The following is a 13,707-nucleotide window of genomic DNA, read 5'->3' on the forward strand; positions in this document are numbered from 1 at the left end:
CGGAGCGATGTCGCGGAGACCCTGGGATCCATGCCGTTACCTAAGCGGCAGTGTTCCGGCGAACCAGAATCGAGTGCCTCTTCGCATCGGCTGGTAACCGGTGATTCTGCACCACTGCATTCTTCGGCGGATGTCACGGCATGGATCCCAGGGTCTGCGCTCCGCTTCGCGTTCGCTCCGCCCTGGGATGACGAAGCCATCGACGGCTGTTCCCAAAAACAAAACGGCCCGCCTTTCAGCGGGCCGTTCATATATTAAGTCGGCAGTCTGATTACTGAGGGGCCGGTGCTGGTGCCGGGGCTGGCGCAGGGGCTGGCGCAGGGGCCGGAGCGGGTGCAGGTTCTGCCGGAGCGGGAGCCGGAGCGGGTGTTGCCGGAGCTGGCGCAGGAGCCGGTTCGGCTGGCTTCATCGGCTCGGCAGGTGCTGGAGCCGGAGCCGGTGTGCTGGCTGCGGGCGGTTCGGCAGGCGCAGGTGCCTCGCTACGTCTTCCAAAAACATAATAGGCGACAATTGCCAGGATAACGACGACCAGGGCAATCAGCCAGCCGCTGCCGCCGCCGCGTGGCCGTGCGGTACCCGGTGAGGTGAATGGGTCGTTCGGATTGGGTGTGTTCGCCATAAAAGTGTCCTCCGTGGATGAAAAACATCAAGTAATAGCCATCAACGTACAATCGTTGAATCGGTTTCACATTAGGCGTTGAAAACGCCGAAAACAGGGCAATTCTGATCCGGAATCGCTTGCAGGCATGCATTTCCACCGCAAAACGGGTTCGATCGAGCCAAACCGAACCTTTTTCAGTTTCTTGGCACGAAGCGCGGGTGGTCCGCCGTCGCGCCACGGCAATGATTCGGTGTGCAACTCCGCCGTGTTGTTCAGTTGACGGCGGTCACCGTGTAGCCGGTCTTGCGGAAACCCTCGACCAAGCCTTGCGCTCCGGGAAGGTGCATGGCGCCTACCGCCATGAAGACATTGCCGTGGGCGAGGATCGGCGCTGCACGATCGACCATCACCTTGTTGCGGCTGGTGATCATGGTCTGCTCGAATTCGGCGTAACCCGATTGGTCGTCGACCTGTTCGGGAATGACGGTCCGAAACAGCGGTACGTACATGCCAGTGTCGCCACGCCGGTAAAGCACGATCATGGTTTCGTTGACGTCGTTCACCTTGTCGCCAAGCTTCAGCGTATCGACCAGCCCCTTCAGGTGAAAGGCGATCGGCAGCGAAGCCATGGCGCGCAACTGGTCGGCGATTGTCTCCAGCCCCTCGACTGATTTGCCCGAAGCCTCGGCGTCCTTGGCAAGCTTGACGTCGAGCACCGGTGCGCCGCCAGCTTGGCGGGCGACTTCGCATGCAGGCAGCGCCACCATCGCCGACAGCAACCAGGGCTTCATCTTGGCGACGGTCGCTGGCGGGATGCCACGCGCATCGAGCGCCTTGTTGACCACCGCCGCATCCTGCGGCGACAGCAGCGACGAAAGCGTCGTCTTGTCGGTGAACATCATCAGATCCGGCTCTTTCAGCAGTGCGGCCATCATCTTCTGCTTGTCGAGCACTTCGGTGGTCTCGATGATGACGGTGCCAGCCGCATCGAATGCCTTCTGCGCGGCGGGCGGCAGCGTGGTGACGCGCGGGTCGGTAACGTGCATGGTGCCGAACAGGAAAGACGGTTTTTCGCCTGATTTTTCGAGCTTCCACAGCAGGCCCTTGCCGTTCGGCGTCACTGCCGCGTCCGCCTCGATCTTGCGGTAGGTGGCCGGGTCGTCCTTTTGCAGCGCGCCCAGCATATCGGTACCGGCGCAGACCGGGATCTCGGCGCGTGCTTTGCCTGCGGCGAGCAGCGCGATGATGAGGAAGGAGAGGAAAAACAGGGCGTTGAGCGCGACAAGCAGCTTCAGCGACACATGGGTCGCGCGGTCGGCGATGGCGATGAGGCGTTTCATGCTGCGGTTCTAGGCGCAAAAAGCGGCAAAACGGTTAATCGGCGCATCAAAATTGTTGCGAGATGGCCACCAATCAAGCATCCATCACGCACGCGGATGAGCTGCTTCGTAAATCTCGAGCAGCCTGGCGGTGTCGACACCGGTGTATATCTGGGTTGTCGACAGGCTGGCGTGGCCGAGCAACTCCTGGATGGTGCGCAGGTCGCCGCCGCGCCCAAGCAGATGCGTTGCAAAGGAATGGCGCAGCGCATGCGGCGTCGCCGTGTCGGGCAGGTTGAGCGCCGAGCGCAGCTTGGCCATGTCGCGCTGAACGATTGCCGGGTTCAGCGGGCCGCCGCGGGCACCGCGAAACAGCACGCCCTTGGGATCGAGATGATAGGGACACAAGCGGCGGTATTCGGCAATCGCCCGCAGCGCCACCGGCAGCACCGGCACCAACCGCGTCTTGCCGCCCTTGCCGGTGACGCGCAGCACGGTCTCACCAGGCGAGGACAGATCGGCGCCCGACAGGCCGAGCGCCTCGGAAATGCGCAAGCCGGACCCATAGAGCAGGGTCAGCACGGCGGCGTTGCGCGCGGCGATCCACGGCTCCTCCGCCAGTTGGCCTTCCACCGAGACGACGTGTTTTGCATCGCTTGCGGTCAGCGGCTTGGGCAGCGATTTCGGCTGTCGCGGCGCGCGCAGGGCTGCCGCACCTGCCGCATTGGCGAGGCCGCGCCGTTCCAGGAAACGCAGCAGCGAGCGGATGCCGGCTAGGCCGCGCCCGAGCGTGCGGGCGCCGGCGCCCTCGGTACGGCGGGCAGCGAGAAAGCCGCGCAGATCGGCGGGGCGCAGATCGGCGATGTCGGAAATGCCGGGCGAGCCGCCGCAATGGCCGGTCAGGAAATGCAGCAACTGGCGCGTGTCGCGCTCATAGGCCTCGACGGTTTCGGGCGACAGCCGGCGTTCGCGCGCCAGCATCTTCAGCCACGCCTCGCGCGCCGCCTGAAGATCGGGTTTTGCCGGTATGAGGAATTCCCGCATTGCGCTCTTCCAATTCCCAACCATCTTCCGGCACTCGGGTTAGGAAGCGGTGAAGAGCGGCATCATTGAAATGACGACGGGCTGGGGCTAGAGCAAGGCAAAGGATTTTCCGCAGATGAGCAAGCCGCAAAACCCCGTCCAGATGGCCGTGATCGGTGCCGCGCACGGCATCAAGGGCGAATTGCGCGTCAAGAGCTTTACCGGCGACCCGCTGGCGCTGGCCGATTACGGTCCGCTCTACGCCAGGGATGGCCGCGCCTTCCAGATCGTCGATATCAGGCCTGCCAACACCGTGGTGGTGGTGCGTTTCAAGGGCGTCAGCGATCGCAATGCCGCCGAGGCGCTTGCCGGCACCGAATTGTTCGTCGACCGTTCAGTGTTGCCGGATGAGGGCGAAGAGGATGAATTCTACCATGCCGACCTCGTCGGGCTGGAGGTCAAGTATGACACTGGTGCGGTCATCGGAAAGGTCGTCGCCGTGCATAATTTCGGCGGCGGCGACATTCTCGACGTGACGCTTGCCGAGCGCAAAGGCGTGCTCATCCCGTTCACGCAGGCCGCCGTTCCGGAAGTGTCGATCGCCGGCGGCTTTGTCCGCATCGATCCGGCCGCCGCAGGGTTGGTCGAGAACGAGGACGGCGAGCCTGCCGGTGACGACGGTTTCGACCCCAAGGGCAGGCCGCGCGGGCCGAGGGACGCCGGAGGCAACCGGTGAGTTTTTCGGCTTCGGTGCTGACGCTCTATCCCGAGATGTTTCCCGGCGCGCTCGGCCTGTCGCTGGCCGGGCGCGCGCTCGAGACCCGCATTTGGTCGCTCGAAACGATCCAGATCCGCGACTTTGCCCGCGATCGTCACCGGACCGTGGACGACACGCCGGCCGGCGGCGGCGCCGGCATGGTGATGCGGGCAGACGTGCTGGCCAGCGCCATCGACCATGCCTCGCCGCCGGGCGATCCACGTCCGCGCCTGCTGATGAGCCCGCGCGGCAAGCCGCTGAACCAAGCACGCGTGCGCGAGCTCGCCGCCGGGCCGGGTGCGGTGATCGTCTGCGGCCGCTTCGAAGGCGTCGACCAGCGGGTCATCGAATCGCGAGGCCTCGAGGAAGTCTCGATCGGCGACTTCATCCTGTCCGGCGGCGAGCCGGCGGCACTTGTGCTGTTAGACGCCGTGGTGCGGCTGCTGCCCGGCGTCATGGGCAATGCGGTGTCGGGCGACGAAGAGAGCTTTGAGAACGGCCTGCTCGAACATCCGCACTACACGCGGCCGCAGGAGTTCGAGGGCCGGCCGATCCCGGAGGTGCTTACTTCGGGCAATCACAAGAAGATCGCCGCCTGGCGGCGGGCCGAGGCGGAAAAGCTGACGAAAGAGCGAAGGCCGGATCTTTTGGCCGCTCAGCCCTTGTCGAAATAGTAAAACGCCAGGAACAGGCCGACCGCGATGACGAAGCCGCGCACCGCGTTCTGTGGCACGCGCCTGGCGATCCAGACGCCGGCATAGCCGCCCAGCGCGCCGCCTGGGATCATGATGATCGCCTGCAGCCAGGCGATGACGCCGCCGGAGACAAAGACCAGGATGGCGACCGCAGCTATGACAACGGCCAGCATGTTCTTCAGTGCGTTCAGCCGGTGATAGTCGCCGGACTGGGTGAGGCCGAGCGTCGCCAGCATCATGACGCCCATGCCGGCGCCGAAGAAGCCGCCATAGACGGCGGTGGCGAACTGCGCCAGCGATCCGACCAGCGAACCCACCGCGGCCTCATGCTCCGGCTTGGGCGCCGGCTTCAGCCATGGCCCGGCAGCGAACAACGCCGTCGCCGCCAGCAGCAGCCACGGCACCAAGGCGCGGAACGCCGGGTTGTCGAGCCCTAGAAGGATGAGCGCGCCAGACAGCGCACCGAAAGCCGAAATGAGGCTGAGCAGCAGTGCGCCGCGCCAGAAATGCTTGATGTCGTGCCAATAGGCGAGCGTCGAGGTGATGTAGCCAGGAAATTGCGTCACCGACGATGTCGCATTGGCGACGATCGGCGGCAGGCCGGCCAGGGTCATGGCGCCAAAGGTTATGAACGTGCCGCCGCCGGCAACTGCGTTGACCGCGCCTGATAGAAAGCCGGCGAGAAAGAGCAGGACCGCGTCCAAGATTGGCATGAGGGGTGTCGTCGCTGGAGGAAAATGCTTATCTTCCGGCTTAGAAAGCTTGACGCGCGGGCGCAACCCCCTGGACCACAAGCGATCATGGGATTGCCACAGCGGGCGCCAGTCAAAAGAAGCAGCGCCAAAAAAGAAACAGCGAAGGCGTGACAAAGCGCCGAAATAGCTGTATGTGCGCGCCGAACCGGAAGAAAATCTGCCAAGAGCGATCTTCTGGCCCGTCAACAATGACGGTGTAGTCGCCCCTGCCCGATGTTCTCGAACAGACGTTCTCGAACGAAGGGCATAGCCGAGCGGTCGATGTGACTGCAAGGCGAGTGTCGGACGCTCTGACTGTCGGAAGAACAAGAAGTGGATTTATGAGATGGATATCCTCCGTCAGCTCGAGGCCGAGCAGGCCGCCAAGATCGAAGCCAAGCGCAAGCTTCCCGAATTCCAGCCCGGCGACACCGTGCGCGTCCAGGTCCGCGTGACCGAAGGCACCCGCACCCGTGTCCAGGCCTATGAGGGCGTCGTCATCGCCCGCGCCGGCGCCGGTTTCCAGGAGAGCTTCACCGTTCGCAAGATCTCCTACGGCGAAGGCGTGGAGCGTGTGTTCCCGGTCTATTCGCCGATGGTCGAGGGCGTCGAGATCGTGCGCCGCGGCAAGGTGCGTCGCGCCAAGCTGTATTACCTGCGCGATCGTCGCGGCAAATCGGCCCGTATTTCGGAAAACACCGGCGTGCGCGCCCGCAAGCTGAACGACGAAGAGCGCGATGCGCTGAACGCCGAGAAGGCGCGCATCGAGGCCGAGAAGGTGGCCGCCGCCCAGGCGCTGGCCGCCGAGAAGGCAGCGCAGGACGCCGCCGAGAAGAAGGCCGCCGACGAGGCAGCCAAGGCCGCGGAAACAGCTGCCGCCGAATAAGGCGTCTTCAAAACCCATGTTTTCGGAAAGGCGGCTTCGGCCGCCTTTTTGTTTCGCGAGGCGGATTCGATTTTGCCAGTCCCGCAATCGATACGGATCGTTCCGTAATGCCGTCGTTGAAAGCATCGGAAATCCATTTTCGTGCCGAGCGGCGCATCGGAGCGGCTTGCAAGGCGCCTGCGGAAAGCTAAAGTCGGCGCCGGATTTTCCTGCATGCCTCGGCCGATCGAGGCGGTTCAGTTCCTGGGGAGCATAGTCATGATCAATTCGAAACTGCTGCTGGCCGGCCTGCTGGCTTGCCTTCTTGTGCCTGTCGCGGCTATGGCGCAGGCGTTGCCCGACCTCGGCGGCAAGAAAGTGGTGGTGGTGACGGAAAACGCCTATCCGCCGCTGCAGTTCATCGATGCCAAGACCGGCAAGCAGATCGGCTGGGAATATGACGCGATGAACGAGATCGCCAAGCGGCTGAATTTCAAGGTCGAGTACCAGAATACTTCCTGGGACGCGATGATCCAGGCGGTTTCCGACAACCAGTACAACATTGGCATGACCGGCATCACCATCAAGGACGACCGCAAGCAGAAGGTCGATTTCTCCGACCCGTATATGCGCTCGGAACAGTTCATGCTGGTGCGCGGCGACGAGAAGCGCTTCAGCGATGCCAAGACGTTCGCTGCCTTCAAGGACGGGCTGATCGGCGCGCAGGCCGGTACCACGCCGTTCTACACCGCGGTCTACAGCGTCCTCGACGGCAATGAACAGAATCCGCGCATCAAGCTGTTCGAGACATTCGGCGCGACGGTGCAGGCGCTGAAGTCCGGCGACGTAGACGTCGTGCTCACCGACGGCACTGCCGGCAAGGGCTATGTCGATGCGTCCAATGGCGGCCTTAAGCTGATCGGCGGCCCACTCGGCACCGAGGATTTCGGCTTCATTTTCCCCAAGGGCTCCGACCTGGTGAAGCCGGTCAACGCGGCAATCGCCGCGCTCAAGGCCGACGGCACGCTCGACGCGCTCAACAAGAAGTGGTTCCTCGACTACAAGATGGGGCAGTAGGACTTTTGTCGCTGGTGCCCGGTGATGCGCGGGAACTCGTGCTGACTCTGGGCGACTCTGTCACCGGTATTGCTTGATGCCGCCGGCGCCCCCAGCCTCCGCCAAATCCGACTTCCCGTGGTGGCTTGCCGTGGCCGTGACGATCGCCTTGGCCGCCGCCATCTTCATCGCCGCCAGCGACCTCTATGCCCAGGTGTTCGCGACCGTCGCCAAGGGCATCGGCGTCACCATCTTCGTCACCGTGGTCGCCTTCACGCTGGCTTGCGCCATCGGGCTTGGCGTGGCGCTGATGGGGCTGTCGGGCTCACGCTGGCTCAGCCAGATCGCCCGCTTCTACGTCGAGATCATCCGCGGCGTGCCGATCCTGGTGCTGTTGTTCTGGATCGCCTTTGCTGGCGCGCCGGCCTTCGTCGCGGCATGGAACGCGCTGACGGCGCCGCTGCAAAGCGCCGGCCTGTTCGGTGAGCTGCTGGTACGCGACGTGTCGCTGCTATGGCGCGCCATCATGGCGCTGACCATCGGCTATTCCGCTTTCATCTCGGAGGTCTTCCGCGCCGGCATCCAGGCGGTCGAGAAGGGTCAGATCGAGGCGGCGAAGGCGCTCGGGCTGACGCGCACGCAGCGCTTCCGGCTGATCGTCTTTCCGCAGGCGATCCGCACCATCCTGCCGCCGCTCGGCAATGATTTCGTCGCCATGGTCAAGGATTCCTCGCTGGTCTCGGTGCTCGGCGTCGCCGACATCACCCAGATGGGCAAGATTTACGCCGCCGGTTCGTTCCGCTTCTTCGAAACCTATTCGATCGTCGCCTATATCTATCTCATCCTGACCGTCGGTCTGTCGCTGGCGTTGCGGGCGCTGGAGAAGCGGCTGCGGCACCAGCATGGGGAATAGAAGGCAGGCGAAAACGGCGCTACCATCGAACGAATGCGACCGGGGAGAACCATGATCATCGACAAAGCCAATGCGGCGCTGGAAGCGGTCTACACGGCCGACACGCCTGAGGCGCTCGCCAAGGCCTATGCGCAATGGGCTGCGACCTATGACGGCGAAACCGCGGCGCTCGGCTATCTCCTGCCGTTCCTGATCGCCGCCTGGGTGACGCGCCACGTGCCGTCAGGCGAAGGGCCGCTGCTGGACGCCGGCTGCGGCACCGGCCTGTCGGGGCCGTCGCTCAAGGCGCTCGGCTACCACGACATTGCCGGGCTCGACCTGTCGGAGGACATGCTGAAAATCGCCGGCAGCCGGCAGGCCTACAGCGAGCTGAAACAGGCGATGCTCGGCGGGCCATTGCCCTGGGCGGACGGGTATTTTCGCGCCTTCTTCTCGACCGGCGTGTTCACCATCAGCCACGCGCCGGCGTCCGGCTTGCGTGAACTGGTACGCATCACCAGGAAGGGCGGCCACGCCATCTTCACCGTCCGTGACCAGGTATTTGAAAGCGGCGGGTTTCAAGCCGTGTTTGACGAACTGGAGCAGGCGAAAAAATGGCGGCCGGTCGAGGAGAGCCCATGGTTCCGCTGCTATGCGATCGCCGAGCCCGACGCGCTGGTGAAGACGTTTGTGTTCGAGGTGCTGTGAAGCGCCTGCGAAGGCCGCCACGATTGCTGAAAAGCCAAAACATTGATAAGAGCAGCGCCATGGAAGAGCTTTTTGGCGATCCGGCCTATAAGGGTTTCGTGCTGCAGGACAGAAAACGCCTGCCGTCGCGATTTTCGGCGCGCGTCTGCGGGGCGCTGACCAGCCGACTTAGCTAAGGCAGACTCGCCAGGCTGTTTCGCCGGGCCGACCGGCGTCCTTTTCCTTTTTTTAAATCGACGGATTTACGCAAATGAGCGCACCGCGCACCCTCTACGACAAGATTTTCGACGACCATGTGGTCGACCGCCAGGACGACGGCACCTGCCTGCTCTACATCGACCGCCACCTCGTCCACGAAGTCACCAGCCCGCAGGCTTTCGAAGGCCTGCGCATGACCGGCCGCAAGGTTCGGCATCCGGAAAAGACGCTGGCCGTGGTCGATCACAATGTGTCGACCTCGCCGGAACGCAAGTTTGGAATCAAGAACGAGGAAAGCCGCATCCAGGTCGAGGCGCTGGCCAAAAACGCCAAGGATTTCGGTATCGAATACTATTCCGAGAAGGACATCCGCCAGGGCATCGTCCACATCATCGGGCCGGAGCAAGGCTTTACGCTGCCCGGCATGACCATCGTCTGCGGCGACAGCCACACCTCGACGCATGGCGCGTTCGGCGCGCTGGCGCATGGCATCGGCACCTCGGAAGTCGAGCATGTGCTGGCGACGCAGACGCTGATCCAGCGCAAGGCCAAGAACATGCTGGTGCGTGTCGACGGCGCGCTGCCGGAAGGCGTCACCGCCAAGGACATCATCCTCGCCATCATCGGCGAGATCGGCACGGCCGGCGGCACCGGCTATGTCATCGAATATGCCGGCGAGGCGATCCGTGCGCTGTCGATGGAAGGCCGCATGACGATCTGCAACATGTCGATCGAAGCCGGCGCGCGCGCCGGCCTGATCGCGCCCGACGAGACCACCTTCGCCTATGTCAAGGACAAGCCGCGCGCCCCCAAGGGCGAAGCCTGGGATGCCGCGCTCGCCTATTGGAAGACGCTGCAGTCCGACGAAGGCGCGCATTTCGACAAGGTGGTCGTGCTCGACGCGGCAAAGCTGCCGCCGATCGTCTCCTGGGGCTCCTCGCCCGAGGACGTCGTTTCGGTCCAGGGCATCGTGCCGAACCCGGACGACATCACTGATGAGAACAAGCGCACCTCCAAGCAACGCGCGCTCGACTATATGGGCCTGACGCCGGGCACCAAGATAACCGATATCGAACTCGACCGCGTCTTCATCGGCTCCTGCACCAATGGCCGCATCGAGGATCTGCGCGCCGCCGCCAAGGTGATCGAGGGCAAGAAGGTCAATCCGCGGGTCAGCGCGATGATCGTGCCCGGTTCCGGCCTGGTCAAGGAACAGGCCGAGGCCGAAGGCCTCGACAAGATCTTTGTCGCCGCCGGCTTTGACTGGCGCGAGCCGGGCTGCTCGATGTGCCTTGCCATGAACGACGACCGGCTGAAGCCGCATGAGCGCTGCGCCTCGACCTCGAACCGCAATTTCGAAGGGCGCCAAGGCTTCAAGGGCCGCACCCATCTGGTGTCGCCGGCAATGGCGGCGGCAGCAGCGATCGCCGGCCATTTCGTCGATATCCGCGAGTGGAAATAGCGCAGGCGCGCGCAGTCGGATATGAGTTGCCCGAGCCGCAGTGCGGTTCGGGCATTTCTTCAGCCGGGGCGCCTGACGAATTCGTGGAATCCCTCACGGCGGCCGGGTTGGTCCTTTGCGACGACCAGCGCCAGTTGGCGCTCGTCGAAGAGCTTGAACCATTCGTCCCATTCGACCAGTTCATAGCCGCCGGCATTGACCGGGCGTTCGGCCTCATCCTGGTCCTGGTAGGCATGCTGGCCGAAAACCAGCCTCAGCATGGGCTGCGTTCCGGCTTCGGGCGACACGTCGACGATCGCCGGAAAGCCGGCGCGCGCCGCGGCCCATGAGCGAATTGCATCGTGATCGGTCAGCATGATCGTGTCGGCCATCGGAGCGTCTCCTGGTTGCCGTCGTGAAACGCCGCTCGCCGTTCGCGGTTCCGCCCAGCGGCTTTGTCGACGCACCTGTCGTATATTCGCTTTCGCTTAACCGCTTGTTTGGGCTTCCGCTCTAACGTCTCCTGAGGGAAGCGAGGGGAAATTACAGCGCTTGGACACCGGCCTGCTCATAGCGCTGCTCAATCCAGGCATCGCCCTTACACTCGGCGCGGCATTTCTCGTGCTGTGGTTCTATCAGCGCCACCGTCCCTATCTGATCGTGCTGGCAGCGGGCTACTCGGCCTCGGCCGCAGGCTTCCTGCTCCAGTATTTCACGCTGCCGGTCGGAATGGCGCCGACCAAGCTCATGTCCATCCTATGCTTCACCTTCGCGACCTGCTGTCTCGCCGGCGCGGTCATCGCGCGCTACGGGCGGCGCGTGCCGTATCCAGCGATCGGCATTCTGGCGGGCGGCGGCCTGGCCGCGGTCTCATGGTTTCTCTTTGCCCGGCCGGATATCACGTGGCGGATCCTTGCCATCAATTTCAGCTTCGGCGGCATCAGCCTGGTTGTCGCCGCCGAGTTGCGCGTGGTGCGCAACAACGGCCCGACGGAGATGATCCTGTTCGTGCTGTCGCTGCTTTCCGGCCTGAACTTCCTGGCGCGGACCCTTGCTGTCGTCATCGCGCATGGGCCGTTCACCAGCTATGAAGGGCTTTACACTTCGTCCTACTGGACGACGGCGCTGCTGTCGCATGCATTGCTGTCGCTGCTCATTGCACTCTGCCTGTTCGGCGCCGCCGCGCTCGATGTAATGAAGGCCCTGAAGACAGAAACCCTGACAGACCCGCTGTCGGGCTTGCTCAACCGCCGCGGTTTCGAGGAACGCGCCACGCTGGTCCTGCAGCACTGTGCCACGGCGCGGTTGCCGGCGACGCTGGTGCTGGCCGATCTCGATCATTTCAAGGCGCTGAACGATCAGCATGGCCACGCAGCCGGGGATCGCGTCATCGCCGACTTCGCCGCCAAGCTTCTATTGGCTGCAGGCACGGGCGGCGTTGCCGGCCGCATCGGCGGCGAGGAGTTCGCCGTGCTTTTGCCGCTCAGCGACCTTGGCGCGGCAAGACTGTTTGCCGAAACCATTCGCACGCTCTATTCGGCGGGCAGAATCGACGGGCTTCCGCCCGACACAAGAGTGACCGCGAGCTTCGGCGTGGCCGCCCGCACTAGCGACGAAGGGCTGGACCCGCTGATGCGGCGCGCCGACGAAGCGCTCTACAAAGCCAAAGGAAATGGCCGCGACAGCGTGTGCCTGTCCTATCAGCGGCCTGAAACGGTCGTCCTTCCCAATCGGACCGGTGCCGGCGGAGCGTCAGCGGCGGCGTCGAATTAACGTCTTTTTCGCGCCTCGGTGATTTGCTGTTCGGCGGGGGGTGCCAAAACGCCATGGGCAGCGCTAATTTCATCCTGGTGATCAACCTGTTCGTTGCCGGGCTGCTGGCGGCGGCCTTCATGACGATCGCGGTCTATGACGCCGGACGGGTGTCGGCGCGCTGGCTGGCGTTCGGCTATGTGCTCGGCATGGCCTATTTCGCCATCGAGTTCAGCATTCCCGCCTTCGACAATGCGCGCCCCGTGGTTGTCGCCGCCTTTGCCGCTTTCCTTGGCGCAACCGTCGCCTTCAATGGCGGGCTTGCCCAGAAATACCGCGTTTCGCCGCCTTGGCCGCCGATGCTGTTCTTCCTGGTCTTCGCCACCGTGGCGGTCTACGTCGTACAGGACCTGCAACGTCAATCCTTTGTGCGCATGGCGGCCTACCAGTTTCCCTATGCGGCCATGCAATTCACCGGGCTGACGATCGTCTTGTCGTCCAGGCAAAGACGCGAGCGGCTCGACTATATGCTGATGGCTGTCCTGGCAGCCAGCACCTTGCAGTTCGCCAGCAAACCCTTCATCGCCCATGCGCTTGGCGGCTGGGGCGCCAACCCGCAATCTTATGCGCAGACCAGCTACGCGTTGGTGTCGCAGTCTATCGGCACCGTGTTCGGCCTGGCGCTTGCGCTGGTGACGTTGGCTATCCTGGTCCGCGACGTGCTCGCCGAGGCGACGTCGAAATCGGAAACCGATACGCTTTCACGGCTGCTCAACCGTGGCGGCTTCGAGCGCCATGCCGAGATCGCACTGCGCGACGCCATGCGGCGGGCTGTCTCGGCGGCACTGGTCATTGCCGATCTCGACCATTTCAAGCGCATCAACGATACGTACGGCCACGCGTCCGGCGATCGGGTCATCGAGACCTTTGCCGGTTTTCTCCGCGATGCCGCGACCGACCATCATGTCGCCGGCCGGATCGGCGGCGAGGAATTCGCTATTTTCCTGCCGGGGACCAACCTCGCCGCCGCCCGGCTCTTCGCCGAGGGCACGCGTACCGCCTTCGGTGCCACGCCCATCGACTGCCTACCGGCGGATCATCGCTGCAGCGCCAGTTTCGGCGTTGCCGAGCTTGGTTCGGGCGAAAGCTTTTCCGACCTGCTGCGGCGCGCCGACAAAGCGCTCTATCAGGCGAAGGGCAGCGGCCGCGATTGCGTGCGTGTCTCGGCCGGGCCGGCTGCTGCCCAGCCGGCGCCGGCGACAAACGGCAGCGCGGCCGTCAGCGGCACGGGCTGAGCTCCGGCATCTCGCCGTCGGAGAGGCCGTACATATAGCTGCGGCCCTTGACGAAAACCGGCGGCCTGTAGCAGTCGCCGTCGCGGACATCGTCCGATTCGTTTTCGTAGATCACGTCGGGCTGGCCGGCGCTGGTGTAGTCGGACAATTCCTTGGCCAGCTTGCCCTCGCCAACGAGGATACGCTTGTAGCCGGCGGCGCTGTCGATGACGAGATTGCCGAAGGAATCGGCATAGACGCGGTCATGATGGCGCGTTCCGGCGAATGCCGGTGCGACGACGCCGACGGCGAGCGCCGCCAATAGGAACCAGGGAAGGCGCGATCCTGCTGAATTCGAATGCATGGCGTGCTGCTCCATTGCTGGGAGGCAA

General features: G+C 63.9%; 14 protein-coding genes. 9 read left to right on the top strand and 5 right to left on the bottom strand.

What is annotated here, in order from left to right:
• Positions 1-873: 873 nt before the first annotated feature.
• The gene (locus NKH01_RS09670; RefSeq protein WP_023722719.1) at positions 874-1,941 is read right to left on the bottom strand and encodes a TraB/GumN family protein; all 1,068 of its coding nucleotides are present in this window, start codon (positions 1,939-1,941) and stop codon (positions 874-876) included.
• Between the two features lie 84 nt (positions 1,942-2,025).
• Positions 2,026-2,964 carry a tyrosine recombinase XerC gene (locus NKH01_RS09675; RefSeq protein WP_353020034.1) on the bottom strand — a complete coding sequence of 313 codons (939 nt, stop codon included), beginning with the start codon at positions 2,962-2,964 and terminating at the stop codon, positions 2,026-2,028.
• A gap of 115 nt (positions 2,965-3,079) precedes the next feature.
• Between NKH01_RS09675 and rimM the strand changes: the two genes are divergently transcribed.
• Both rimM and trmD read left to right on the top strand, forming a co-directional pair.
• Positions 3,080-3,679, top strand: a complete 600-nt coding sequence (rimM, locus tag NKH01_RS09680) for a ribosome maturation factor RimM (protein ID WP_353020035.1) — start codon at positions 3,080-3,082, stop codon at positions 3,677-3,679.
• Entirely contained in the window at positions 3,676-4,374 is a 699-nt protein-coding gene (gene trmD, locus NKH01_RS09685; RefSeq protein WP_352845356.1) for a tRNA (guanosine(37)-N1)-methyltransferase TrmD, read from the top strand. The genes rimM and trmD overlap by 4 nt, the downstream gene beginning before the upstream one ends.
• On the opposite strand, the gene NKH01_RS09690 is transcribed toward trmD, so the two are convergent.
• The gene (locus tag NKH01_RS09690) at positions 4,356-5,108 is read right to left on the bottom strand and encodes a sulfite exporter TauE/SafE family protein (protein WP_352481045.1); all 753 of its coding nucleotides are present in this window, start codon (positions 5,106-5,108) and stop codon (positions 4,356-4,358) included. The two genes, trmD and NKH01_RS09690, sit on opposite strands and share 19 nt — an antisense overlap.
• Before the next feature lie 367 nt (positions 5,109-5,475).
• Here NKH01_RS09690 and rplS point away from each other — a divergent pair, with 367 nt between their 5' ends.
• From rplS to leuC, 5 genes are all read left to right on the top strand, one after another.
• On the top strand, positions 5,476-6,015 hold the full coding sequence (gene rplS / locus NKH01_RS09695) for a 50S ribosomal protein L19 (protein WP_023722714.1): 540 nt from the start codon (positions 5,476-5,478) through the stop codon (positions 6,013-6,015).
• A 258-nt stretch (positions 6,016-6,273) separates the two neighbouring features.
• Entirely contained in the window at positions 6,274-7,071 is a 798-nt protein-coding gene (locus tag NKH01_RS09700; protein WP_352845355.1) for a transporter substrate-binding domain-containing protein, read from the top strand.
• A gap of 76 nt (positions 7,072-7,147) precedes the next feature.
• Complete coding sequence (locus tag NKH01_RS09705) at positions 7,148-7,963, top strand: amino acid ABC transporter permease (RefSeq protein WP_023722712.1); 816 nt, start codon at positions 7,148-7,150, stop codon at positions 7,961-7,963.
• A 51-nt stretch (positions 7,964-8,014) separates the two neighbouring features.
• Complete coding sequence (locus tag NKH01_RS09710) at positions 8,015-8,650, top strand: class I SAM-dependent DNA methyltransferase (protein ID WP_352859608.1); 636 nt, start codon at positions 8,015-8,017, stop codon at positions 8,648-8,650.
• 250 nt (positions 8,651-8,900) lie between these two features.
• A complete protein-coding gene (leuC, locus tag NKH01_RS09715; protein WP_023722709.1) occupies positions 8,901-10,310 on the top strand; it encodes a 3-isopropylmalate dehydratase large subunit in 1,410 nt (469 codons plus the stop codon).
• Positions 10,311-10,369: 59 nt separating this feature from the next.
• On the opposite strand, the gene NKH01_RS09720 is transcribed toward leuC, so the two are convergent.
• Positions 10,370-10,681, bottom strand: coding sequence for a hypothetical protein (locus NKH01_RS09720; RefSeq protein WP_352468075.1), 312 nt, complete (start codon positions 10,679-10,681; stop codon positions 10,370-10,372).
• A 160-nt stretch (positions 10,682-10,841) separates the two neighbouring features.
• Here NKH01_RS09720 and NKH01_RS09725 point away from each other — a divergent pair, with 160 nt between their 5' ends.
• Both NKH01_RS09725 and NKH01_RS09730 read left to right on the top strand, forming a co-directional pair.
• Positions 10,842-12,062, top strand: coding sequence for a GGDEF domain-containing protein (locus tag NKH01_RS09725; protein WP_353020036.1), 1,221 nt, complete (start codon positions 10,842-10,844; stop codon positions 12,060-12,062).
• A 53-nt stretch (positions 12,063-12,115) separates the two neighbouring features.
• On the top strand, positions 12,116-13,336 hold the full coding sequence (locus NKH01_RS09730; protein WP_353020037.1) for a GGDEF domain-containing protein: 1,221 nt from the start codon (positions 12,116-12,118) through the stop codon (positions 13,334-13,336).
• Here NKH01_RS09730 and NKH01_RS09735 read toward each other — a convergent pair.
• Entirely contained in the window at positions 13,320-13,679 is a 360-nt protein-coding gene (locus NKH01_RS09735; RefSeq protein WP_353004062.1) for a hypothetical protein, read from the bottom strand. The two genes, NKH01_RS09730 and NKH01_RS09735, sit on opposite strands and share 17 nt — an antisense overlap.
• Positions 13,680-13,707: the final 28 nt, after the last annotated feature.

The organism is Mesorhizobium sp. M1403, assembly GCF_040317695.1.
In the GTDB taxonomy this organism is placed as follows: Bacteria; Pseudomonadota; Alphaproteobacteria; order Rhizobiales; family Rhizobiaceae; genus Mesorhizobium.